Annotated in this window: 21 protein-coding genes; 6 read left to right on the top strand and 15 right to left on the bottom strand. The window is 45.7% G+C overall.

The window, feature by feature from the left end:
- Positions 1-98: 98 nt before the first annotated feature.
- The 6 genes from FS373_RS03760 to htpX form a co-directional block, all read right to left on the bottom strand.
- The gene (locus tag FS373_RS03760; RefSeq protein WP_144047048.1) at positions 99-638 is read right to left on the bottom strand and encodes an ANTAR domain-containing response regulator; all 540 of its coding nucleotides are present in this window, start codon (positions 636-638) and stop codon (positions 99-101) included.
- On the bottom strand, positions 635-1,765 hold the full coding sequence (locus FS373_RS03755; RefSeq protein WP_144047049.1) for a glycosyl transferase: 1,131 nt from the start codon (positions 1,763-1,765) through the stop codon (positions 635-637). Before FS373_RS03755 ends, FS373_RS03760 begins: the two co-directional genes overlap by 4 nt.
- Positions 1,766-1,870: 105 nt before the next feature.
- Positions 1,871-2,740, bottom strand: a complete 870-nt coding sequence (cobA, locus tag FS373_RS03750) for a uroporphyrinogen-III C-methyltransferase (RefSeq protein WP_144047050.1) — start codon at positions 2,738-2,740, stop codon at positions 1,871-1,873.
- A gap of 327 nt (positions 2,741-3,067) precedes the next feature.
- Positions 3,068-3,940, bottom strand: a complete 873-nt coding sequence (locus FS373_RS03745; protein ID WP_144047051.1) for an MYG1 family protein — start codon at positions 3,938-3,940, stop codon at positions 3,068-3,070.
- Between the two features lie 242 nt (positions 3,941-4,182).
- Positions 4,183-4,530 carry a tetraheme c-type cytochrome CctA gene (gene cctA, locus FS373_RS03740; RefSeq protein WP_144047052.1) on the bottom strand — a complete coding sequence of 116 codons (348 nt, stop codon included), beginning with the start codon at positions 4,528-4,530 and terminating at the stop codon, positions 4,183-4,185.
- Between the two features lie 545 nt (positions 4,531-5,075).
- Complete coding sequence (gene htpX / locus FS373_RS03735) at positions 5,076-5,936, bottom strand: protease HtpX (protein ID WP_144047053.1); 861 nt, start codon at positions 5,934-5,936, stop codon at positions 5,076-5,078.
- Positions 5,937-6,435: 499 nt separating this feature from the next.
- Here htpX and FS373_RS31400 point away from each other — a divergent pair, with 499 nt between their 5' ends.
- Both FS373_RS31400 and FS373_RS03730 read left to right on the top strand, forming a co-directional pair.
- Positions 6,436-6,603, top strand: coding sequence for a hypothetical protein (locus tag FS373_RS31400; RefSeq protein WP_185976848.1), 168 nt, complete (start codon positions 6,436-6,438; stop codon positions 6,601-6,603).
- Positions 6,604-7,031: 428 nt separating this feature from the next.
- Positions 7,032-9,170, top strand: a complete 2,139-nt coding sequence (locus tag FS373_RS03730; RefSeq protein ID WP_144047054.1) for a M3 family metallopeptidase — start codon at positions 7,032-7,034, stop codon at positions 9,168-9,170.
- A 169-nt stretch (positions 9,171-9,339) separates the two neighbouring features.
- Here FS373_RS03730 and bioD read toward each other — a convergent pair whose 3' ends face one another.
- From bioD to bioB, 4 genes are all read right to left on the bottom strand, one after another.
- Entirely contained in the window at positions 9,340-10,035 is a 696-nt protein-coding gene (bioD, locus tag FS373_RS03725) for a dethiobiotin synthase (RefSeq protein WP_144047055.1), read from the bottom strand.
- Between the two features lie 3 nt (positions 10,036-10,038).
- The gene (locus FS373_RS03720; RefSeq protein WP_322619460.1) at positions 10,039-10,827 is read right to left on the bottom strand and encodes a methyltransferase domain-containing protein; all 789 of its coding nucleotides are present in this window, start codon (positions 10,825-10,827) and stop codon (positions 10,039-10,041) included.
- Positions 10,828-10,986: 159 nt separating this feature from the next.
- Positions 10,987-12,153, bottom strand: coding sequence for an 8-amino-7-oxononanoate synthase (locus FS373_RS03715; protein WP_152829055.1), 1,167 nt, complete (start codon positions 12,151-12,153; stop codon positions 10,987-10,989).
- Positions 12,154-12,196: 43 nt separating this feature from the next.
- Entirely contained in the window at positions 12,197-13,261 is a 1,065-nt protein-coding gene (bioB, locus tag FS373_RS03710) for a biotin synthase BioB (RefSeq protein WP_144047058.1), read from the bottom strand.
- A 110-nt stretch (positions 13,262-13,371) separates the two neighbouring features.
- Here bioB and bioA point away from each other — a divergent pair, with 110 nt between their 5' ends.
- The gene (bioA, locus tag FS373_RS03705; protein ID WP_152829054.1) at positions 13,372-14,769 is read left to right on the top strand and encodes an adenosylmethionine--8-amino-7-oxononanoate transaminase; all 1,398 of its coding nucleotides are present in this window, start codon (positions 13,372-13,374) and stop codon (positions 14,767-14,769) included.
- A gap of 113 nt (positions 14,770-14,882) precedes the next feature.
- Here the strand turns inward: bioA and FS373_RS03700 are convergent, their stop codons facing one another.
- The 3 genes from FS373_RS03700 to FS373_RS03690 all read right to left on the bottom strand — a co-directional run bounded on the left by FS373_RS03700 (position 14,883) and on the right by FS373_RS03690 (position 19,885).
- Positions 14,883-17,207: a M4 family metallopeptidase gene (locus tag FS373_RS03700; RefSeq protein ID WP_152829053.1), complete on the bottom strand. Its 2,325-nt coding sequence runs from the start codon at positions 17,205-17,207 to the stop codon at positions 14,883-14,885.
- A gap of 511 nt (positions 17,208-17,718) precedes the next feature.
- Positions 17,719-19,185, bottom strand: coding sequence for an aerolysin family beta-barrel pore-forming toxin (locus FS373_RS03695; RefSeq protein ID WP_152829052.1), 1,467 nt, complete (start codon positions 19,183-19,185; stop codon positions 17,719-17,721).
- Positions 19,186-19,696: 511 nt separating this feature from the next.
- The gene (locus FS373_RS03690) at positions 19,697-19,885 is read right to left on the bottom strand and encodes a hypothetical protein (RefSeq protein WP_144047059.1); all 189 of its coding nucleotides are present in this window, start codon (positions 19,883-19,885) and stop codon (positions 19,697-19,699) included.
- Between the two features lie 376 nt (positions 19,886-20,261).
- On the opposite strand from FS373_RS03690, the gene FS373_RS03685 reads away from it, so the two are divergent.
- The 3 genes from FS373_RS03685 to dgcA all read left to right on the top strand — a co-directional run bounded on the left by FS373_RS03685 (position 20,262) and on the right by dgcA (position 23,278).
- On the top strand, positions 20,262-21,164 hold the full coding sequence (locus FS373_RS03685) for a LysR family transcriptional regulator (RefSeq protein ID WP_144047060.1): 903 nt from the start codon (positions 20,262-20,264) through the stop codon (positions 21,162-21,164).
- Positions 21,165-21,257: 93 nt separating this feature from the next.
- The gene (gene dgcN / locus FS373_RS03680) at positions 21,258-22,256 is read left to right on the top strand and encodes an N-acetyltransferase DgcN (RefSeq protein WP_152829051.1); all 999 of its coding nucleotides are present in this window, start codon (positions 21,258-21,260) and stop codon (positions 22,254-22,256) included.
- Complete coding sequence (gene dgcA / locus FS373_RS03675; RefSeq protein WP_152829050.1) at positions 22,253-23,278, top strand: N-acetyl-D-Glu racemase DgcA; 1,026 nt, start codon at positions 22,253-22,255, stop codon at positions 23,276-23,278. Before dgcN ends, dgcA begins: the two co-directional genes overlap by 4 nt.
- A gap of 79 nt (positions 23,279-23,357) precedes the next feature.
- Here the strand turns inward: dgcA and FS373_RS03670 are convergent, their stop codons facing one another.
- Positions 23,358-23,795, bottom strand: coding sequence for a hypothetical protein (locus FS373_RS03670; RefSeq protein ID WP_152829049.1), 438 nt, complete (start codon positions 23,793-23,795; stop codon positions 23,358-23,360).
- A 131-nt stretch (positions 23,796-23,926) separates the two neighbouring features.
- Positions 23,927-26,014 (bottom strand): DmsC/YnfH family molybdoenzyme membrane anchor subunit, encoded by a 2,088-nt coding sequence (locus FS373_RS03665; protein WP_152829048.1) that lies wholly within the window; start codon positions 26,012-26,014, stop codon positions 23,927-23,929.
- Positions 26,015-26,033 lie beyond the last annotated feature (19 nt).

Raw genomic sequence — 26,033 nt, 5'->3', positions numbered from 1 at the left:
GGGCGGAATTGAAATGCTTAAGTTTGAAATGGATAGGTTTGAAATAGTGAGGCTTTGAAATGATGAGAGCTGAGGAGTGACGATAGATAAATGAAAGCTTAGCTTAGCGGCAATTGATGAACCAGCTGTTCAATAGATATCCCGCTGTCCATCGCCTGTTTTTGCAAGAGTTTATGGGCTTGAGATTCACTCAATCCGTTTTGCTGGAGTCTCGCCTTCACCTTGGCCAGCAACTTCTGTGCTGCTAATGATGATTCTAATTGAATGATCTTCTGTTGCTGCTCATTGGCCAAGCTGAACCTCAGCTTGGCCAGTTCTATGACTTGCTTTAGTCTAGCGGGCTCAAATTCACCGGGGACAAATGTCACCCTGCCACATTCGAGTAATCTCGTCAGGTCCTCTTTCTGCCAGCACTTAGCATTCACCACCAGCGGAATGGGAGAGAATTGCATCAGGCGTAACAACAGTTGAAGATCGACGCCAATCATCTCTGAGCAAACATAAACGAGAAGATCTTGTTCATTGCAAAGAGGTACTCTCTCTATATCCTGTAACTTAGTTAAGCTAGTAACTTGCCAGTGAGTATCATGGATATGAAGCTCATCAGGTTGATCTGTAAAACAGGTATAAATAGTCATCTCATTCTCCATGCCTGATCGGCTAAAGATTCAGCTTCTGACACTGATTGACACTTACCTTGCAGTAGATAAACTGCCGACAGTGTACCTATCACACTCGCCTCGGCAACTTCTCCTAGCTTAATGAATAATGCTGAGTCGATTCCACGGCGATGATCACTCTCACCTTGATCCCAAATCTGACTCAATATCAGGGAAGCTTGTTCCGGTACAAGTGCAAGCTCTGATGACAAGGTGTTCATGCCAACAAAACCTTCAAGCCGGGTGGGAAGATGAATAACTTGGCTGTCACCCCGCGATGCGATGGTCAGCTCGGTAGAAATCCTTGGATTAATTTCAGTCTCTCCCTGAACCCCTTTAAAAATACCGACTCTACCTTTGAGTGCAAAAGCTTGCTCGGCAGCATTTACAGCAGTGCTTTCAACACTGTCATTAAAAGAGTCATCCAGCAGACGCACATCTAAACACGCATGGGACATCAGCTTAGCGACCTTGGTATGCATCTTATCCAGACCAGGGTGAAAATAGCTGCGCAGGCTAACAGGAGCATTAGCAGGATTAGTGCAGCGAATGGCTATCTGAAACAGACTTCTTAAACCTAGCTCTTGATGTAACTCGCGAAATTGCGCAACCAAGGGCGAGAAACTATCGGCATCGACATAACAAATTCCCACTGAATCTAATGCAGATTGAGCCTCTTCTGGATTGCTCGCCTTAGGAATATTAAGTCGCTCAACATAAGCCGCAATATGCTTTCTATGACTGAGCGATCTAGGGTCTCCATGCAGTAGTAGCCGTTCACCTTGATTTGCCAGTACTTTTGCGGCGAGTAATAGCCAAGGCAATAATTCACGTTTTCCTGCATAACAGGGCCAGTCGATGCTCACATCGAGATTTGACCATTGGGTGCTCATGGTTGATTTAATCCCCAAAGCCGCGCCAGCAACTTCCTCACAGGTTTCTCCCCTGACCCGCATCAACATCAACGCCGCAGCGAGCTGCACCTTAGTGCCAATGCCGTCAGAGAAACCTTTGATAAGAAAGTGCGCCTCACTGAGCGTCAATGATCGGGAGCCTTTCTCACCTCGCCCTAATGTTCTTATTAACCCCTGATAGGCTTTCTTCATGGAGTCTACAGCCTCTTATTATTTCAATTTAAAACAAAGACATAAATTAATGAAGGATAACCTTTCTCACCACAATCAAACTCATGTTTATATCGGCAGAAGAATCTAAGCAGACTCACTCATCTCTTTATCACTGGAAATGACATTATTTTTGCTGTTCTCGACTTGATTGATTAGCTCCGCAAGCTCTTGTCCCACAGAAACCACTTCGCCAACTATCATCAAAGTAGGACCCGACACTTGGAGCTGACTGGCCACTTCGGCCATGGCTCCTAACGTGGCAAAACTTAATTTCTGCTCGACTCTAGCCCCGCTACTGATAAATACCATAGGCAGCTTGATGCTTGCCCCCGCCGTTAACAGACCATGTGCGATATGCGCTGCCTGCTCCTTACCCATATAAAACACTAACGTCGACTGCGCAGTTAGCAGAGCCTGCCAGCCTATGCCAGTCCGGGAAGCATCATCGATGACAGTGCCAGTCACTAAGGTCACAGACCTTGCTACCCCTCTATGAGTCAGAGGGATCCCAGCGCTGGCGGCGCAGCCCAAAGCAGCTGTAATACCGGGGACAAATTGACTCTTAATACCATGTTTAGCCAGAAACATGGCCTCTTCACAACCCCGGCCAAATACATTGGGATCGCCACCTTTTAATCGCACGACCTTGAGTCCCCGCTTCGCACAAGCCACCAGTAGTTGATTGATATCATCTTGCTTGGCACTAGGTTTACCACACCTCTTACCAGCAAAGTGCATCTCACACTCATTCGATGCCAAATCAAGAATATCTTCACTGACCAGACTGTCATAGATCAAAGCGTCCGCAGAAGAAATTAGACGAGCGGCTTTAAGCGTCAGTAGCTCAACATCACCACAACCAGCACCAATAATAGCCACTCTGTGCGAGGATGAGATATCCCCGAGATTTACATTCTTGCTATGTTTAAATTCAATAATATCGGCACTTTCCATCTCATATCACCCACTTATGTTCGCGATAAATATAAGATTGCAACCAACGCGCCAACATTCAATTAATTGATAATTAACAATAAAAAAATTATCCGGTATTGTTTTTTGATAAAATGAGCAAAGAGAGTGCAATCAGTAGGTAAAAGCTGTAAGAAGTTGCACCAATATGGGGCTCACAGATCACACGCTGGGGGAGTGTTCAGAGGCTAAAACACTTTATAAAAAACTTTATTTAGTAACTTATTTACTTATCTTAAAGGTTAGCCCTTAATGTTATAAAGGCTAACCTCAAATGTTTCTTACTCTAGCTGCTGCAGACAGACTTATTTACTGCTCAGCGAGTGCGATGCTTGCCATCTTCATGGTACTTGCAAACGATTCTGCACCAGCGATAAACAAACCGTTATGGCAAAACATTGCATCATCTATGCCTGTCACTTCTTGAAGCGCTGTACCGTTTAATCCTGCCCACGCTTTTGGTAGCGACTTTCTATCTTCGAATGAACCAAGTTCTGCGGGTACGGTTTGAATTCTCCACTGCCCTGACTGAGATGGATAAACAACATATAAAGCCGCTTCAGATAAGGCATGAACAGTTCTTTTCCAAGGTGTATATTTTTCTAATACAATCACTCTTGGATCTTCAGCATCATCAATCGCTTTAGCCACAATCGCTTTTGCGCTAATACCACCGTTAGCCGAAGCAATAAAGCGTGTTAAAATCCGTGATGCAAAGTCTACCGCTTCGTTAAAGCTAGCATCAAAGTCACCCTCTTCTTGCCAAGTTGGGTTAAACATGGAAATAGTGTGACTAAGACTAATACCTGTAGCAACACCAGTAACATGGCCACAATCAATAGCATCGATGGTCGATACTAAACCAGCATCAACTGATGTAGCTAACTCTTGATCACCCTGACAAATTTCTAAGCCATATTTTTTCCAAATTAAGCCAAAAGATGAATACGGGATACCATCTTCACGCTCACCTGCTCCGCCACGTTGATGATGATCAAAGCGGCCTGCATCCGGATCATACTCTCCACCGACATCAAGCACGACATCTGCTTTAGCAATAATGTCAGCATTACGTGTCCTTACGAGATTAAAAGTCGGAAAAACACACTTAAGTGCGGCGATACTGAAAACATCATCGGCATGAAAATTACCGTCGTGGGTTACTATCGTTATATCATTCATCAGTTTTTATCATTTTAGGAAGAAATTAAGAAGGTGCAGGTAAAAAATCTTACCACAAATTATAGAGTGGATTCTATATTAACTCTGTCGACAACAGCTGATTATCGTTATCCAGCACGACACCGTTGGTATTACTAAATCTTAAGAGGCGAACAATTATCCAAACGTAAAAATGGGAGCCTAAGCTCCCATTTTTCAAGCACCTGATAATCAGATACTTTATTTAAACGCTTATTACAGCTCTACTTCAAGATGGACTCAGGTGTACGGCCATCATCATGACAGCTATCACATGTTGGTTTGTCACCGACATTCATGTCATGGGGAGCATGACAATCGGCGCACATTAGATTACCTTCATGTGGTTGGTGTACAGCATCCATCTCATCCAGTGTACCGTGACAGCTCTGGCACTGCTCAAACTCATAAGCACCATCTGCAGATGGCTCGCCATCTGCATGACAGGCTTCACAGCCATCCATCTCTACATGCATTTCTGCAAGTTCTTGTGGCTCAGCCATAGCAACTGGTGATAAAGCTAATGCTGCCAAAGCAGCACCGAATAATGCACTTAGTATTTTTTTGCTCACAATCATATCCTCTTATAATGACAGCATAGTGAAGTTTTATTAGTTAACCCCATCTTGCTCTCAACAGTCTTAGCACGACATTGCATAAAATAGCTAAGGAACTGCAAATACGCAACTTTTCTTAGATTTATGATATCGTCAAAGCAAGTTTGAAACTGTGCGCTTAATCAAATTATGCTGTTACTTATGTACTGAATTCAGTCATATAGTGAGCCCTATCACATAATCCTTATGTGATACTGCATAATCCCTCTCATTTAATTCAAGATCAAATTCAGTAAAAAGACTTAATAACTATGCAAGAAAACTTCATAAAATCACAGTAATGATATTCATTCTCACCTGCCTATATTCTCGAATAAGCTTCTTAGTGCGTGAACTGTATATCCCGATGACATAAGTGTAGTAAACATCTAGCTAAGAGCGAAAGCACATATGACTACCTAGTTACCTAAGTGCTTGCATAACTCTTTACTATAAGAAGTCCAGACATAGAAACGGGAGCCTAGGCTCCCGTTGTGTTTGTAATGATTACTGACTAGTGACTAGCTGGCACGCAGTGCTGCGATACGCTTCTCTAGCGGCGGATGGCTCATCATCAGTTCTGACATAGACTTTTTACCATTGATGCCTAGTGCAGACATCTGAGCTGGCATAGCACCTGTTGCAGGTCCCTGACGTAGACGCTCGAGAGCCGCAATCATCTTATCTTTACCCGCAAGTTTAGCTGCACCTTCGTCTGCCTTGAACTCACGAATACGCGAGAAGTAGGCCACGATCATAGAGGCAAGAATACCGAATAACATGTCGAGGACAAATACCACGCCCATGTAGGCGAACATGCCCAAGCCTTCACCCTCTTCATCATTACTAGCAACGAAGTTATTGATAATGCCAGCAACGACACGGGCAGCGAAGATAACGAAAGTGTTAACCACACCTTGAATAAGGGTCAGGGTAACCATGTCGCCATTTGCCACATGACTCACTTCGTGGGCAAGCACACCTTCAATTTCATCTTGACTCATGCCATAAAGCAGACCACTACTCACAGCAACAAGGGCTTTATCTTTACTTGGACCCGTCGCAAAAGCATTAAGCTCTTCAGACTGATAGATAGCCACTTCCGGCATCTTGATACCTGCCTGCTCAGCCTGACGAGCGACAGTCTCGACTAACCAACGCTCGGTATTATCACGAGGTGTAGTGATGACTTCGCAGCCCATGGTCTTTTTAGCCATCCATTTAGAGATAGCTAAACTGAGAAAAGCACCGCCAAAACCGAAAATAGCAGCAAAGACGAGTAAACCGCCCATGGTAGATGTATTAACACCTAATAGTGACATCACAATTGAGGCCACAAGTAAGATTGCCATGTTGGTCGCAATCAATAAAAAAATACGCATTAAATAAGCTCCTGTTGGGTACTTGAGTACCTGATGTTGCGTCCTAAAGACATAATATGTCCGAATGGCGAGAATTCAAGGGGAGAATAGTAAAAAAATGTACATCTGGACAAATTAAACTCAATTCGGGATCACTTTAAACTCGCAAAATACTAAGATCTATTGACCTTCCATAGTAAAGAAGATGCAGTCTAGGAGGCTTACATTAAGCAAAGCTTAAAACTCGGCGGCTAGCTTAACTACAGCTGACAATAAGCATTAAACTTGGTTAATTAGAGACATCTCCTCCACAGATACCTCTCAAATCTTGTTGCGACTGATGTCACCCTAATACTTAATTTCCCGCTACACTTTCTTATAGGCCTTTGTGTCACACCATATAGGCGGCCAAAGTTGTCAACGATTAACCCATCACCTGCTTACAGTTTCGGTATCATTCGATGAAAATATGTTCACAATGGCATATCGCGATTCGTAGATTTAGCACGCCCAATACGCTATGAGTAAATATTTACTCCATAAACTCAATCAGACTAAGTTCTGGGCGGAAACCCGTGATGCCCAAGTCTGGCAAGAACTCTTCCTACAAGGTGATGAGATGCGCCTATTTCTACATGAGCAAGAAAAGATGATGAATCAGGCGCTGACTAGTCTAGGAATTGAGTAGAGTAAAGAGCACAGACCAAGTTAACTGACTACCAAGCTCACCAAAGATGAATAAAAATTAACCTCAGCAGCTCCTGACCATAAGGGCCTTAACGGGCGATCATATTATTCACAATTGAGACAATGATCTAAGTTAAGAGAAAATAGGACAGATCTGATGTTTTCAGTCGTTGGAGTGATCTCGAACACCAACCCCCTCACAAAAGCAACCCGCACAAAACACAATAAAAACAAATGATTTACACAGTGTAAAATCAAATGCTCAAGATTTATCAAACATAAATGACACCAGCTTAAGTCTGACTAAAGTTTAACATTATGCAGCAGACTTCAAGCTTGCTAGGGTGTCACGGCAACAAAAGTTAAGACCTGAACTTACCAACTAAATAAAACAAACTGGTCAACCAACAATAGAAGAAGAGATTTCACATGCGCAAAAATCTAATAACAATCGCAATGAGTATGGTATTTGTCTTGGGTGGATGTTCAACTCAATCTGACGATACGCCGCAAACTCAAGCAAAGGCAAACATGATCACTCAACAAAATGCCGACAAGGTGCTGCTTCATCCCAGTCCATTACAGGATCAGGCCCCTCAATTCGATAAAATAGTCTCCGATGATTATCTACCGGCATTTCGTTTGGGGATGACACAACACGAGACAGATATCAGTAAGATCATCAATAATCCGGCCTCTGCTAGCTTCGACAATACTATCTCGGCGATGGAGACCTCCGGCGCTCTTTTGAGCCGGGTGTCGCGCATGTTTTTCAACCTCTCCGGCCTGATATCCGATGATGAGATGCTTAAGATCCAAGATACTATCTTGCCAGAGCTCACAGCCCATGAGGATAATATCTATCTCAATCGAGACCTGTTTGCCCGCATCGAGACCATTTACCAACATAAAGACGCACTAAAAGGTGAGCAAAAACGCCTCACCGAGCTCTACTACAACAATTTCCTGCGTGCCGGAGCCAAGCTCTCGCAGAAAGATCAAGCTAAGATACGAGACCTCAATACTTCTCTGGCCAAAGCTGGCGCCGACTTCTCGCAAAATGTTTTAAAGTCGTTTAAAAATGAGGTGATTCTTGTCACCGATAAGAGCCAACTGCTCGGCTTGTCAGCCGATGAGATAGCCACACTCGCCGCTGCCGCGAAATCCACAGGCACAGAGGGGTACATGATAACCCTAGTCAATACCACCAGGCAGCCCATACTGGCAAAGTTGAATAATCGAGAACTGCGCCAAAAAATATGGCAAGCATCTACCAATCGCGTCATGGACACCAATGGTCCCTTAGCCATTAAGCTGGCACAACTGCGCGCAGATAAGGCTGCCCTACTTGGATACCCTAATTGGGCAGCTTATACCCTTGCCGATCAAATGGCTAAGACCCCAGACGCCGTGTTCGCCATTCTCGACGATCTTGTTCCCAAAGCTATCGCCAAGACGAGAGCAGAAGCTGAGGACATACGTGAAGAGATGACGAGGGAGGGAGCCAATTTTGAGCTTCAACCATGGGATTGGGCTTTTTATGCCGAAAAGGTCCGTCAGCAAAAATACAGTCTTGATGAAAACCAGATTAAGCCTTACTTCGAATTTAACCGAGTATTGAAAGATGGACTATTCTACGCCATGAATCGACTCTACGGCATAGAGATCAAGCCTCGCACCGATCTGCCCGTGTGGCAGGAAGATGTGATGGCATTCGAAGTTTTCAACCAAGACGGCAGCTCTATTGGCATCTTCTATCTCGACCCTTATGCACGTCCAGGTAAGAATGGCGGCGCCTGGATGGATGAATTTGTCACTCAATCCGGTTTATTAGGCACCCATCCTGTGGTGTACAACGCACTGAATATCCCTAAGCCCGCAGCAGGAAAGCCAACCTTGATGACCTTCGATGAGGTCACCACCATGTTTCATGAGTTTGGCCATGCAGTCCATGGCCTATTCTCCGAGGTGAAGTATCCCAGTATCGCAGGCACGGCTACCGCTCGAGACTTCGTCGAATTTCCCTCTCAGTTTAACGAAGATTGGGACATAAACCCTGAGGTGATCGCCCACTATGCCAAGCACTATCAGACGGGGGAGCCTATCCCGGCCAAGCTGTTAAACAAGATCCTTAAGTCCCACAAGTTTAATCAGGGCCATGACACCACAGAATACCTCGCCGCCGCCATCTTAGATATGGAATGGCACTCAATAGCACCCGGTACGCGTATCGATAATGTTGAGGAATTTGAACATAAGGTATTAGCCAAACACGGTATAGACTACGCACCAGTGCCTCCCAGATATAAGACCAGCTATTTCAGCCACAGTTTTGGCGGCGGATACTCGGCGGGTTATTACGCTTACCTCTGGACTGAAGTGCTGGCAGCCGACGCCTTCTCTTACATGGATAAGACCGGCGGTCTGACCCTGAAAAATGGGAACAAATACCGCCAAGCCATCCTATCCAAGGGAAATAGCCAAGATTTGATGGGAGATTATATGCATTTCAGGGGGAATAAACCGACCACAGACGCCCTACTCAAGCGCAGGGGGTTGAAAGACTAACCCAGAAAGAATGGCTAAAGCTTAGCCCTGATAACATTCAGGGCTAAGCAACCTAAACGAGCTAAACGAGCTAAACGAGCTAAACGAGCTAAACGAGCTAAACGAGCTAAACGAGCTAAACGAGCTAAACGAGCTAAACGAGCTAAACAGTCCAAGAAACCTTAGCTGTTTATGAAACCAAAGCAGCCAGATTCAGATGCTCAGCGGCGGCTTCCGCTGTAGCCTCACTGAGATAGGGCACAACTCCTAGACACGAAGAAGGCATGAGTTGGTGTAAGCTGGCGAGATTATCATCCAGGCAGCGGGTCTGTGGTTCCACGATATTAGCGACCCAACCAACAAGGGTTAACCCATCGGCTATGATCGCTTCATGTGTCAGTACTGCGTGATTTAAACAGCCTAGTTTCACACCCACGACTAAAATTACAGGTATATCTAAGCTCTGCACAACCTCAGAGAGAAATTGACCTTCCCCTAAAGGCAGACGCCAGCCCCCCGCCCCTTCGATGAGGCAAACATCATTATCATTCAGCTCTGCTGCAACAATACTTTGCTGTATCTTCGCCAGTATTGCGCCGGGACTGATGTCGACTCCTGTCTGTGACGCTGCAATATGCGGCGCAATCGCAGGCAAGAAAGAGATAGGATTTACCAGCTCATAATCCAACTCTATGCTGGATTGCTCGATGAGGGCCAGTGCATCACTGTTTCTCAAGCCCTTCTCAGTCGTCTCACAACCAGAGGCGACAGGTTTAAGGCCTAAGGTACGGCCATAAGCCTGGCTTAATTTCATTTTATACAAGAGCGCCGAAGTGACCAAGGTCTTGCCGCTATCAGTGTCTGTTCCGGTGACGAAAAATTTCATGGATTAACCTATTATTTTTGCAGAAATACTAGCAATCTGATAAGTCAGCGGGAGGCCTTGCGCAGTTCGACTAAGCTCAGCGGCCGCCAATAATTTGTGCCAATCGCCTCTGCCACGGATCCCATGGCTTAGCTTGTCCTTAGTTCTTTCATTGTCATCGCCATTCCCATGAATAGAGGCGCCGACGCCTTTAATGGAATAGAGTAACGATTTCAGATCGGCAAAGTAGACACTAATCGCCGTCGTTTCAAACGAGATAATCTGCCACTGGTCCCTATCAAAATGACTCAAGATCTCCTCCATCGACCGAAATGCATTCACCCTAAAGCCTAATTCTGCAAGCTCAGGTAAGCTGTCTTGGGCAACAATCGCCAGATGATACTCGCCCCCGGCTGTTAACACCCGAGCCGTCTCATTGAAACTGCTGGAAAGGTCGCCGCACCACTGCAGGGCGAGATTAGAATAGGCACTGTCAATTGAGTTATCAGGCAGTGGGATGGATTCGGCATTGGCGCAAACCGTCTGATAATCGGGAAAGTCCAGCTTAACCTGCTCAAGCATGCCTTGAGCGATATCTAATGCTATCACTTGGTTAACCGATGAAAACTGACTGAAATCAGTCCCCGGCCCCGCACCTATGTCCAGCATGACCCCGCTTGGGGTCATGGTGTAAAAAAGCTGCATGCTGGAGAGCTTCTGCACTCTGTCATGTTCATGGTAATGCTTTGCTGCAGCGGAAAATCGCTGAGCAACTGTTTGACCATTAACGCTTTGTGCTACCCTTTGATTCACTACTTCGGGCTCCTTCCTATCACTATTTGAAATTAGGCTAAGCTAGTGCTCAATCCATCCACTAATCTGTCGATATCATCGCGAGTATGCATGGCCGTGCACGATAGTCATTCGTCGTCGTGCAGAGCCTTTAATACCATTAAAAATCACTATTCGAAATTAGGCTAAGCTAGTGCTCAGTCCGTCCACTAACCTGTCGATATCATCGCGAGTATGCATAGCTGTGATGGTCATTCGCAGTCGCGCAGAGCCTTTAGGCACTGTTGGAGGACGGATAGCTCCGACCCAGAGTCCTAACTGCTTAAGCTTGTCGGCAACGAGCAAGGTGGTATCAACATCACCCAATACCAAGGGCTGAATTGCAGTGCCTGAATCGGCCAATTTGATGTTGGCCTGTTCACATTGCAGTCTAAAGTAGCGAATATTATCACCGAGTCTTTGAGCCAGAGACCTGTCTGTATCAATCAAATCCACCGCGGCTAGAGCAACGCAAGCATTCACAGGTGAAATGGCGGTCGAGTAGATATACTCTCTGGCATTAGAGACCAGAAAATCGATCACCTGCTGACTGGCTAAGATAGCCGCGCCTTGGCAACCTAAGGCCTTACCAAAGGTCACCACCTGGATATCGGCAATTTTGGCATCGACTAACGGCGGCATTTGCACGCCAAAACCATGGGCATCATCGACAATCAGGCTGACATTATTCTGCTTACAGAGTTGAGACAGCGATGAAAGCGGTGCTATATCACCGTCCATGCTAAAAATACTTTCGGTGACTAAGGCGGTGGGAACTTGCTGGTTCACTATGCGCTCGGCGCTGGCGATATCATTATGTAAAAACCGCTTCAACTGAGCCTGACTATCTTTTAAGCCATCGATGACAGAGGCATGCATTAGCTTATCTGCCATCACAGTGTCACTTGAGTCGAACAGGGTCTTCATCAATGCCGTATTAGCACTGAAACCCGAGCAAAATAACAAGGCCGCCTGGTGGCCGGTGATTTTGCACAGCCTCTGCTCCAATGCTAAATGCGCCTCACTGTAACCTGTCACCAAAGGTGAAGAACCGCTGCCGACACCATAACGTTTGGCGGCGCTGCACATGGCATCGATTAACTTAGATGAGCGAGATAAGCCAAGATAGTCGTTACTGCTAAAATTCAGGTAATGCTTGCCCTCTAGCGTGAAGGATAACGCGCCGGACAATTCAAGATTTGGCTCGCAAGGCAAGCTTGCTGAAATAGCATGTCTGCGGCGCAGCAAGCCTCGACTGGCAAGCTGGGCCTGAGCCTTTTCAATCTTATCAAGCATAGCAGTACTCATCGCCCTTACTCACTCGAGAGCCAATTCAGAACTCTCATCTAATTTATAGGGCTGCCGCATCGTAGAAGGCAGCACTCTTTTTATCTCTGATGGCATTCGCCTTAGCCGTCGCCTTAACAAATACGGCCTTATCATCTTCGACCGTGGCATACTTGCCCTGCTCCGGATGTAAACCCAGACGCTTAAACAGTGTCATATCTTCATTCTCTTCCGGGTTGTTGGTGGTTAATAGCTTACAACCGTAGAAGATAGAGTTAGCCCCGGCGAAGAAACACATGGCCTGCATCTCATCAGACATCTTCTCACGCCCTGCCGACAAGCGAACTCTTGAATAAGGCATTAAGATCCGCGCCACGGCAATCGTACGCACAAAGACTAAGGGGTCGAGATCGTCGATATTCTCGAACGGCGTGCCAGCGACTTTAACCAGCATATTAATGGGGACAGAATCAGGATGCTGCTCCATGTTCGCCAGCTGCTGCAATAAACCGGCACGATCACTTGCCTGTTCGCCCATGCCGACGATGCCGCCGGAACAGACTTTCATGCCGGCGGCGCGCACGTTAGACAGGGTATCGAGTCTGTCCTGATACGTTCGCGTGGTGATGATGTCGCCGTAGTACTCGGGAGAGGTGTCTAAGTTATGGTTATAGTAGTCCAGTCCCGCCTCAGCCAGCTCGCCGGCTTGCTCAGGAGAAAGCATGCCTAAGGTCATGCAGGTCTCCATTCCCATGCCTTTGACTTCGCTGACCATATCTTTTAAATAAGGCATGTCTCTTGGGTGGGGATTACGCCAGGCGGCGCCCATACAGAAACGTGAAGCACCGGCAGCCTTGGCACTACGAGCCTCGGTCAATACCTTGTCAATCTCGATGAGTCGCTCTTTCTCCAGACCCGTGTCGTAGCGGGCACTCTGGGGGCAATATTTGCAATCTTCGGGACAAGCACCAGTTTTAATCGACAATAATCGGCTGATCTGCACTTCGTTTGGATCGAATACCTGACGATGTAATGAATGGGCCTTAAACAGGAGGTCATTCATAGGTAAATCAAAAAGTTCTTTTATTTCATCACGTTGCCAATTATAGCGCAGCTGTATATCCGACATTTAACTTACCCTTTTTGCTCAATATAATTTGTTTTTATCTTGCCTAGGATACCTGCAGGTCGTAATCTGTCAACGCCAACCAGTCAAATAGGTTTACTAACGGTCAATATATGAACAAAAACAATTCCGATATCAGTCCTAGTATCTCAGCAGCGACTCTTTCTACATCAAAATCTTCGACATCCAGCATAGATCTTGAGTTTGATAAGCAGCACATCTGGCACCCTTATACCTCAATGAGTAATGCCTTGCCCGCGTTCGGTGTGGTATCGGCAAAAGAGTGCGAACTCACCTTAGATGATGGCCGCCAGCTTATCGATGGCACCAGCTCCTGGTGGGCCTGTGTTCACGGTTACAGTCATCCCGTCATCGTCGATGCAATGCAGACACAGCTAAGCAAACTCAGCCATGTGATGTTTGGCGGCATAACACATCAACCAGCCATCGAACTCTCGAAAAAACTGATCGCCATGACCAGTGATAACCTAACTAAGGTATTTTTAGCGGACTCGGGCTCTATTGCCGTCGAAGTGGCGCTTAAAATGGCCCTACAATATTGGCAAGGCAGAAATCAGCCTAACAAACAGCGCATTCTCACGGTAAAGTGCGGCTACCACGGCGATACTTTCGCCGCCATGAGCATATGTGATCCTGAAGGTGGCATGCACACTATGTTCGGCGACTCAGTCACTCAGCACGAATTTGTTAGCGCGCCACAGGCCAGTTTTGGCGCCAGTTTTAATCCCAGCGAACTGTGCGAGATGCGGGCCAAGCTTGAGGCGATGCACGATGACATTGCCGCAGTGATAATCGAGCCAATTCTGCAAGGCGCTGGGGGCATGCGTTTCTACCACCCGGATTACCTGGTCGGCTTGCGTCAGCTTTGTGATGAATTTAAGGTGCTACTGATACTTGATGAGATAGCCACGGGCTTTGGCCGCACCGGTAAGATGTTTGCCTATGAGCACGCCACAATTAATGGACACACCGTCGAGGCCGATATCCTCTGTTTAGGCAAAGCGCTCACCGGCGGCTATATATCTCTCGCTGTCACCCTATGCAGTGATGAAGTCGCACAAGGGATCAGCGACTCCCCTGCCGGCGTGTTTATGCATGGCCCCACCTTTATGGGTAACCCGTTAGCCTGCTCCGCCGCTTGTGCCAGCTTAGACCTGCTTGCAAATGGTGAATGGCAAGGACAAATCGCCAGCATAGAAGCTCAATTAAAAACTGAGCTGGCAGAAGCCATCGATTTCCCGGAAGTACAAGATGTGCGAGTGCTGGGCGGCATAGGGGTTATAGAGATGAACGCGACCGTCAATACCGCAGAGCTTCAGCAAAAGTTTGTCGATTTAGGCGTCTGGATTAGACCGTTTTCTAATCTGATTTATATTATGCCGCCCTATGTGATCACACCAAAGCAGCTGACCAAGCTAACCTCGGCGATGAAACAAGTCGCCAGCACAATTTTACCCTACAAGCATGAAGGTTTTATCAGTAATGGTTAAGGTTATCTTCTTCTCGATGATAATTCAGTAAGCGTTAAGCATTAAAAAACCACCCTGGATAAGAGTGGTTTTTTTGTTAATACCTATCGGTATCAATGACGTTAATGGTTAATTTAAAAACTCACGACTCTATCATTTGAACATTCTGTATCAGATAAGCAGACCTTATAGGTAAAGCTACTACCCACTTCACCGTGGAACCTGTCGGTATAGTGAGTATTTGTCGATGTGCCTACTGCTGTTCCATCACGATAGACGGTGTAACTCTGAGCAAAGTCACCACTCCAATCCAGCGTCACACGAATTGTGCCTCGGTTAGATATCTTGGCTCGTGTCACGGTCAAATCGATGGCGGCATCAGACACTTCAACCTCATAGGTCTGAGTCACAGTTGTAGAGGCTCCATCATCGTCTATGACGGTTAGGCTAACATCATAGCTCCCCGACGCTGCATAACTGTGAGTCGCATATTCTCCATTGGCCGATGCACCATCGCCGAAGCTCCAACTCCAATCCGAAATATCACCATCACTGTCGGTACTGGTACTGGTAAATGTGCCATTGCCCCTATCAAAACTTGCTTCGAATGCGGCCACAGGCGCCTCATTTGGCAAATCAACGCCTTGGTAACTGCCTGTCAGGCTTACGCCATCAAATGCTTCCCAAGCATGTAACATTACCCAATATGTCCCCTCTTGGGCTGAATCGATTGAACATGTCTCTTCATTTCCTGACTCATAAGGGCGACAATCATAGTTATCAGATGATGGCACTTCACCAAATTTCACATAGAGATCAGCATCACCTGTTCCACCTGTGATAACAAAGCTCAAATCTGTAACCTGTGCACCAACTTCTAAGGTGTAATAAGCTTTATTTCCTGTATTTCCTAAGACTTGTACCGAAGTACCGTTAGTCAATATTTCCGGAGTAGGTTCTGGCTCAGGATCCGGCTCGACACACGCCTCCACACCCACAGCTGTAAACGCAGCCAGTACATCGGCTTCACTGTAACCAAGATCGGCAGCAGCACTCTTCACACCACATGCCCCATCCCAGAATTTACTGTTAGCGGTCCAGTAGACTTGGTTGGCCCTCACCATCACATCAAATGCCTTTCGAGTGTCCCAACCTGATGTGTTGGCTAAGGTATAGAAGGCTTTATTAAATACTCCAGAGCTATGGTGCACATCGATGCCATCATAATAATCCGCCGCATTACCGATTGAATTACCATCTTGGGTCGGATCGGCCATATATCTTAACGCCCCTTCCCCTTTGAAAATCCCAGCGCCCACTAACCAATCATTACTTCCTAGCATATAAAATTCTGCGGCTTCACCGGCCATATCAGAGAAGGCTTCATTCATCCCTCCCGAACGATTGGCATACACTAGGCTTGAGTTCTGCTCGGTGAATCCATGGCTGACTTCATGGGCTGACACATCCAGGCTCACTAAAGGATAAAAGAAGTCTTTACCATCGCCAAATGTCATCGCTGAGCCATCCCAGAACGCATTCTCGTATTCGGTGCCATAATGCACACGCATGGTTAATTTAAAGCTCAATGGCGCAGTGTTATACCAGTCGCTAAACATGTTATAGATGACGTTGCCAAAAAAATGTGCATCGTTGAGCGGAGAGAAAGCACCGTTAATTTCCTTCACTGTATTGCGAGGACAAAGGTAACTAAATGCCGTGTTGCCGCTGCTGCCATGATTGAGGTTAACAGTTGCTACATTAGCCGAGTCCATGGTGCAGTTATCACCAGATTCAATCACATCTAAGAAGCCAAAATCAGTACCATATTCGTATTGGCCAACTTTATCGTTACCGCCAGGTCCGGTGCCTACCTGTGCATGATTAAGACCCTCCCAACGCTCGATGACTGCACCAGTTTTGGCATCCACAATAGTAAAAGGACGGCTGGGACTCGTGCCATAAACCACATAGGAGGTGATATATACCAGTCTAGGCTCACCCGATTTATCATGATAGATCCACATGTCAGATTTAGGATTGTTTACATCAGACTTCAGGTTTTTTTTCGACGTCTTCTTCATCGAAATATCAAGTGCCTGCTCTGACGTTATTTTCGCTTTAACAAAACTTTCAGGTTTAGCTATATTTGCAAGAATCGAACCTTGTATCTGAGAATAAAAACCCATATTAGATTTTGAGGCACTGACAGAATAACCAAATACAGGTATACCATAAAAATATTGCTGTAAACGTTGTTTAGTACCTAATTTCCCCAGAGATATCTCCTTAGATACTCTAAATTCACTGCCTTTCTCGGCAGAGATAATATTCTGAATATTATTACTGGCCGTTGTATTTATCAAGTTAAACACGTCAACTTTATTGGCTGCATATGCTGAACTCGCCATAGACGCCGATACAGCGAGAAAAACCAAAGACATTTTATTGTTTAGCATTATTTTGACCCATTGATTTATTAAAAAGATAGAATCTCTGAAAATACAGATACCCAAGTCATTTTCAACTCGATGATATTCATGTCGGTAAGTGTTTTGATTAACAAACTCATATAAAACCTATGCAAAACATAATTTTTTATATAATCAAAAACCATAAACCACATAAAACCAACAAATCGTTAACCATCATGCTATAGAGCTAAAAATACGTGCACAATCGGAAGAAAGAACTATCTTTGAGTAAATTTATGGCGCAAAAAATTGACAAGTGATAGAGAAATTGACGCTATAAGTGAGGATGGTTAAAAATTTAAGTAGCTTAGTTAATATGACCCATTTATTTAAGCTATAAAACTAATAAAACTTCATCAATTAATTTATTATAGACTTTTACATAAATCATATTTTAAGAGAGGATAACTCAGATAGACCAATTATTTAATTTACCCCAAACCATAAGGAATGGGGTAATTACTGTTTAATTACCAGCTTAAATGATTTAGCTCTGTTACGGTTGCACTAGAGGTGTCACAGTCAATTCAACATTTTCGAAACCGAGTAAATCCATTTCATCTGCACTGAAGTTGATATCTTTAAGCTCTACCCCTTGTCCGCCATTTCTCGAGCTATCAAGCTGACGAGTTTTAGGGTAACCAATCTCGATATCACCAGCGAATTGGTTTTCAGCATAAAAATCACCCGTAACTGAAGATTTTATTGGCCTTAGGACTCGCCCCAACGTATTTCTCATGGTAGATAAACCATATTCATCGATTGTCCATGACCAATCCCACCACTTGATCTCACCTGGGATATAACGTTTATCCCATTGGTAAGTGATGCTGCTGGCATTATCTTTCCACCGCCCAATGGTGAAAGTATGAGACTTGGTCGGACGATTTTCCGGATGGGTATACCAAGCATTGCCTCCCCAACGTAAGAAACCATTTAAGGTCAAATCATAACTGATATCGGCATCGAACTGATAAGGATATGAAATACTTGATTTATAAATGGCTATCCTGATTGGAGTTGTCGAGTTGGCCGGTACCATAGGTCTAGCTTCAACCGATACACCGTTATTCTCAGACCCGCCAGTTTGAGAAGACCAAGACTGATTTGCAGCTATCTCGATTGAGATTTCAGTTTCTCCCACCAAGGGCCACTTAAACTTATTTTTTGTAGTGACTTTCTCACTTAAACCATAAGTATCTGTTTTCGACCAATTGCTGGCCGTGTCGTACCTTAATGTCACTACCACCTGTTGAGGCGTATCTTCATGATTCACTGCATTGGCAGTAATCGTTTTAATCAGTTGCTTACCTGATTCAGTAATTTCTCCATGAGAAAAACCAGTATGGTCCAGGGTGTACGCAAAGTTACTGACCCTAATGGATGTCTTTTCTCCACACCTGTAGCCGCTACAAGAACCTTGGTTATTACCTTGAATACGCCAACTATCTCCCTCGCGGACAATATCCATATCTTCACCAACATAGTTGCTATGGTTACCACCGACCCAGGCATAACCTAGAAAGTGAGCTAAATAACTAGCAGGCTGAACAAAATAATTTTGATCATGAACGAGTCGCCATTGCACATCCACTTCATCACCAGAGGGAATAGCACGCGTAGATAAAACAGGGATCTCATCAATATCACTGTTTTTAGGGTAGCACCATGTATTATTTGCTGTGCCTGGCTTTATCTCACCGTAATATCCGGGCCCCATGATCACCCAGTTATCGGCGAGACCGGATATTTGCCATTTTCCCATTTTGGCAACGATAGAAGACTTAGACGATTGGGCCTCATCACGGGTGACGGTGCGATAAGATTCTCCACAGTTCTCTGATCCAAGGTTAAATAATTTCAATTGATCTGGGTAGATAGGTTCTGGTGTATTAGCAGAAACCAGGAATGGTAAACATGCCATAAACAGAAATAAGGCACTAACTGAACTTGATATTTTCATGTCGAACTCCTTTTCTAAATTCAATAAATTAAGAATTAACTAGGAATATATTGAGAGCTTGAATAAATATTGTTTAGCTTTCACTTATTCAAAGTGTTCAAAAACAACTCAAGAGTCAAATAAATAACATCATAAAGATACAAATTGAATCAGGTGATACCAATAAGATCTATATTTGTTAATGCTCGCAGAAGTAATCAATGAAAACAATTAACCATCAGAAAAGTTAAAAAATACAGACAAATTAATAATAACTTTCAACACTTTGCAAAAGCATATAGTTAAAAAACCAAAACAAGAAGTTGAGCTATCATTATATTAACCATGAAAAACAGACGCGAACCAGAATAAATAAAACAAACACAAACGAACTTTTAACAATTAAGATATTATCCAATCTTACATATGACTTAATATTTATAGTCACCATTCACAATTATGATTATTTTAATAGGCTGTGGTAATAGTTAAACTGGTTTATAAAAATGATTTTGTATTACTATGAATAGCACTAGTCATTAACCATCTGCATAGCCAAGCGTTTATCTTGTCTAATGGCTTCCTTACGATCGGCCCTTCTTTTGGTAGTAAATGCTATCAGCGGATCTTTATAATACTTAGTCTCCAGGCCACTGCAACTTGAGATTTCAACGGCATAGAGTCCTTCTGAATAACTCACGCCTTCGGGTAGTACTTTCATATTTATATCCATCTCAACACTTGTAAAAAATACATACAAACTCACTACACCTCTGATAATAACCTGAGATAATATACTAAACACATCAAAAAAACAAACAGGTGTGTACACACAAGTTAAAGCGAATACTTCTTAGAGCAAACAATACTTGCTGACTGTCACTCGATCAGGGCAATATCATCAATTAAAATAAGCGCATCATTGAATTTTGTTTGGTCTTTGAGATTTTTCATACAATCTAAACTACCGAATAGATAGCTCATATGACTCACAGCTAGTTTTATCAGCAAGCACTTTACTGTTAAATAGAGCTTAGTCAGGATAAGAATGTTAATACCAAACCCATTGATACGATAAATATAAAAACGAGGGTCCGATGAGATTACGTCATATTGAGGTTTTTCATGCCATCTATACTACGGGATCGATAACCAATGCAGCTCAGTTTCTGCATGTTTCACAACCTTCGGTCAGTAAGGTGCTGGCCCATGCCGAAATGCAGCTGGGTTTTCCCCTGTTTCAGCGTCAAAAAGGCCGCTTAAGCCCAACCAGCGAAGCCCAGATGCTGTTCAGTGAAGTGGATAAGGTCTATAAGCAGATCCATGCGGTGCGCAATACGGCCGACAACATAAGAAAAAGCCGCAGTGGCAGCATCAGTATTGGCCTGACTCCAGCTTTAGGTTTCGATCTATTACCCGCCTCAGTGGCGGCCTATAGGCGCTCCCATCCGGAAATCCATATAAACTTAGAGACCATTCACAACGAAAATGTATTACAGGCCTTACTCGAACACAAAATTGATCTCGCCTTGATGTTCTCTCCGCCGCCATTATCCGGTGTAGAGCAGCAAGTCATATGTGAGTCTGAGTTAATACTCATGTACCCCAATGATATGTTAGCCAATCAGCCAGAATCTGTTGCCATCAATATTCTGGAAAATAAAGAACTTATCGGTATCTGGGACAGCGGGCCATTAGGAGATATGCTGTGGAACCGCATCAACCAAGAGGGAATATCGGTCGAGAGTAATATACAGGTGCAGACCTACTTTATTGCGGCTCGTCTGGTCGCTCAGAAGATAGGTTTGTGTGTCGTCGATGAATATACGGCGGCAGGTAACCATAATGACAATGTATCTATGGCGACATTTTCTCCACCGCTTAACTTTACGTTATCGGCCCTGCATCTGGAGAATAAGAGCCTGTCAAAAATTGCCAGCGAATTCCTGCAAGAGGTGAAAACAATGACTAATAAGTGGTCATTAAAGCAGCACCCATAACCTTGAGTTATATCGTTACTAATAGATAGTATTTTCCACCTCGGAGTTGATCGCTTAGCGTTAAGTCATGTGCTAAATAACCTTAAGGCTAATATGAAAATAACAGCACCATACTTACTCTTCCTTGGTGATGCCACAGATAAACTCTCCATCAAAATGGCTCAGGGCGTTGCCGATTGGCGTCCGGATCTGTGTGTCGGCCAACTAAGGTTAGTAGGCTGTGAAGTCTCCGCTGGTCTGCAGGATATGGGCATAGAGGAAGCCAGAGATAAGGGGGCCAATACCTTTGTACTCGGCTTTGCCAACTGCGGCGGCACGATAGACACCAGTTGGGTCCCCTATATAATTAAGGCACTGAACGCCGGTCTCCATATCGTCAGTGGCTTGCACGATAAATTGACTAACATTGCCGATATCAAACGAGTCGCGGATGAGAAAAACCTGCAGCTTATCGATATCAGGCATCCCCAACAAAAGTTCACCACAGGTAACGGTGTCAAGCGCACAGGTAAGCGTCTGCTGACTGTGGGCACCGACTGCTCTGTGGGTAAAATGTACACCTCACTCTGTTTAGAAAAAGCGATGTTACAACGAGGTCTCGATGTCGATTTCAGAGCGACAGGCCAATGCGGAATTTTGATCGCAGGTCATGGCGTTGCTATCGATTGTGTTGTGGCCGATTTTATCGCCGGAGCGAGTGAATCTCTCTCTCCTGATAACCATGATGACCATTGGGATATCATTGAAGGTCAGGGCTCATTGTCTCATCCGGCTTTTGCCGGCGTTAGCTTAGGGTTATTACACGGCTCACAGCCAGATACTTTAGTGATTTGCCACGCTTTAGGCCGCGAGTCCATGAGAGGATTGAGCAAGTGTTTACCACCATCAATTTCTGACACATTAACGCTCAACTTAAACGCTGCAAAGTTAACCAACCCGGCAGCGAAAGTGATAGGTATCGCAGTTAATACCTCAAGCGTGAGTGAAGATGAGGCCATAAGAGTCTGCGAGAAAATAGCCAAAGAATTCCACCAGCCTTGCGTCGACCCTTTACGTCACAGCGTCGATAACATCATAGAGTGTTTACTATGAGCCTCAATTACAAGATCCATACACAAGCCTGGCCACTGGCGAAAGAATTCAGGATCTCCCGAGGCGCAAAGACACAAGCCGATGTGGTCGTGCTGATGCTAACAGATGGAAAACACACAGCCTGGGCTGAATCCGTACCCTACGCCCGATACGGTGAGACTCTTGCCTCTGTTGTGGCTCAAATTGAACACATCATGCCCTCAGTCCATAGCGAGCTGACTGGTGGCGAATTACTGACCATAATGCCAGCTGGGGCGGCGAGGAATGTCATCGACTGTGCCCTATGGGATTTAAAGGCTAAGCAGGCTCAAACCAATGTGCACACACTGCTTTCACTGGCATTGAAAACTGAGCTCAATACGGCGCAAACCTTGAGTCTCGATGCCCCGGATAAAATGGCCAAAGCCGCCGGTGAACTGAAAACGAATCCTCTGATAAAAATCAAGTTAGACGCGGATGATATCCTGGGAAAAATGCAGCAAATCCATCACTCGGCTCCAAATAGCCAATTTATCATAGATGCGAATGAAGCCTGGAATATCGATATTTTAACCGACATTCTGCCCAAATTAGTGCCACTCAACGTCGCCCTCATCGAGCAGCCCCTACCCAGCGAGCAAGATGAATTACTCACAGGATTTAAGCCGGCAATCCCTCTTTGCGCCGATGAATCTTGTCATGTGGCAGCCGATCTCGAACATCTGCAGAATAAGTTTCAGGCGGTCAATATCAAGTTAGATAAGACAGGTGGACTTACAGAGGCCGTTAACTTGATGCAACAAGCTAAGCAGCGAGGATTTATCATAATGACAGGCTGCATGGTGGGTACGTCTCTCGCCATGGCTCCCGCCTACCTTATCGGCGCTTACTCATCCTTCGTGGATCTCGATGGCCCTTTATTACTGGCCAATGACAGAGCTGACGGATTTAGCTTTAACAGGGGCTGCATGTCTTCAGCTTCCGCTACGCTTTGGGGAAGAGCCGATAATAAGCAGATGATGGAACATCTGCATTTGATCTAGATACAGGGCTAACAAGATGACACTGAAAGCCAAAGTTCATCTGTGTCGTCTTGTTCGTTAAACACTGACAAGCCTGCGCTTAACCTACCTTAGGTTGCTCCGTCCTAGGTTTCCATTCCCACCACTGCATCTGCTCGTCACCTTGTTTGCCTGGCTGCTTATCCGATACCAGTTTAGAAGCCTCTCTCTCATCAGACTCTTGCTTATAGGAGCGGGTCTGATAAATATCCCAGGTGATCAGGTAGTTTGGGTCGGTCACAGTGACGCCCTCGACACTGGTGTGGAATTGTCCTTTGGGAGCTGTAAACCAACATGACAAATCTGTGGGGACTAGGAACTGCTTACTTCCCTGACCCGAACTCTCCTTTTCGAACAGGGCTATGCCGATGCCTTTTTCTGCATCACAAGAGCTTACCTTTCCCGCCAACAGAGATTGCTTGAGCATCTCCCCTTCGGCAGTAAAGTAGGTCAGTCCAATCAAGCAGGTCTTCTCTATGGTCATGTCCAATGTCAGCATACTCACCTCGTGTCTACTCGTTATTCTTATCATGGCTATATTTATTGTTCTGGCTCTTCTTTTAACTCTGAAATCAGCTGTTATTATCTTGCCCTAGCTCTAGGGCAAGAAGCATTTGCTAATGAGCTAAGTTAATGGGCCAGCGGCGCCACACCACAAGCCGAATTATCCGCTAAACCTATGTCTCTGGCATGTTGCTCGAATCCCTTGTTCTTCCAGAAGAAGGCGCCGGGCATGGTGGTAGGTATCACTAGGTTATAAAACAGCGCGCGACCTATGACGGCACTGATACAGTTAATCAGGGCGATAACTGACCAGGCAAGGAATGCCCACAGGTTAACGCCTACCGGCTCTGAGGCTAGCCCTTGGGTATTGAACAAGCCAAGTTCACCCAGGGCCAGTAATGTCAGCCCGGCAAAGATAATCAAGGTCAACATCAGGTTACGTAGCTTGTAAGTCTTGCCGAAGGTAGTGCACTGAATATAGTGCGCCGCGCCGCCCTCATTCTCACTGGCATTGAGATCACGGTTGTGACCTATCAGACCTATGGCTTCGAGCACTACGCCAAATAACCACACACCTCCCAGTAGCTGTAAGGCGGGCAAGAGTGGCAGAGACAATGCGGCGAGTGTGCTCAATATCATCACGCCGCTCACCATGGCCCCCAAGGACACGCTGTTACCCACAAAGCTAGTCACCGTCTGCCAATGATTCCAGAACGGACGCGCCTTGATCTGATAACACTGATTCATGTAATACAGGCCCGTGGCGCCGGCGATAGCGGCAAAAATTCCCGCCCCCAGGGCCAGGTTAACCAAGGGCAAGGCGCCAGTAAGCCCGGGGAGTTCGATGTCGAAGCCCGATACCAGCAGCTCATTAAACCAGGTATTCGTGGCTAGCAGGCACACGGCCATCAAGCCGAGTCCGGCGCTGAACAAAGCCAGGCCTAATCCTTCACGGCTCATGGGTGAGTAACGCAGGTTGTTAAACCCACGATAGAAACGAAAAGGTTTACCTAGATGAGTCACGCTCATAAACAGGCCAAAAAAGGTCATAAAGAGCGATGTAACCACCAGTACTAACATCATGTCTGAGGCCATAAACAGCTCAAACGGCTCGACCCCGGCCAAGGCCGCCAAGAAGGGGACCATAAAGGTACCCAGGGCAGCCTGAGCAAACAGGGTAAACAGCACCAGAGGATTCTCCCGACTGTTGAGTTTGGCCAGATTCCAGTGTTGCTGCCTGCCCACTTTTTGATCCCCCTTCTTATCAAGAATAGGCTTATATTGGCCATCACTTTCCTTATGATATTTTATTGGCATGGAGTCGGTACGCGTCATCTCTTCCGGCATAGACTTGGTCTGCTGGAAACGTATGTTGGGCCGCGTGATTTCCGGTGACGGGAAGCCAGGAATGCTGGTCTTACATTGCTCACGACTCTCCGGCGTATTCTCAATCACACCGAAATCCAGTGCATTACCCACACAGGCTGAGACGCACGCAGGCTTGAGGCCCACTTCCAACCTATCGACACACATGTTGCACTTAGACACTCTTCCCTTAACCGGATCCAACTGAGGCGCATTGTAGGGACACACCCAGGTGCAGTAGCCACAGCCGAAACAGGTTTCAGGGTCCTGCAACACGGCGCCATACTCGGCATGCTTGGTATAAGCCCGGGTCGGACAGCCCTTGAGACAGACGGGATCGTCACAGTGGTTACAGGCCATGGAGATGTTCATCCGCTTATAATCTGGATATGAGCCCCCCTCCACATAGCCAACCGAGCGAAATGCCAGATGAGCTGGCGTGTCATTCTTCTCGGCGCAGGCCGACTCACAGGCATGACAACCGATACAGTTGTCTGCGGTAAAGAAGAAACCATGCTGCTTGTTACGATCCGGATTTGTGCCGACTGCCGGATTATCGTTGATAAACATGGAACGGCCCACCGGATTGTCGGTCAACTCCACCAAATCGATACGTTTGCCGTAGCGGTTCTCTATCTCGCTGTCGGTCTTAGGCAGATAGGCATAAGCTTGTTCCTCGGTGCGAACTTCCCAATGATTTGAGCGACCCAGCTGCTCTTCGCCTCTCTTAGGCAAAGCGTTCGCTTTGGCCACCTTTATGCTTGAGCCGGTCTCCGGGGTAAATAGCCCTACCCCCGCCTTGTCATTGCCACTGTGCAATTTGCTGCCTTCAGTTATCTGTGATGTCATTATCTCGTCCCCAGCCTTA

It is taken from the genome of Shewanella sp. YLB-07 (assembly GCF_009377275.1).
This window is presented reverse-complemented; position numbering and strand designations above follow the sequence as displayed.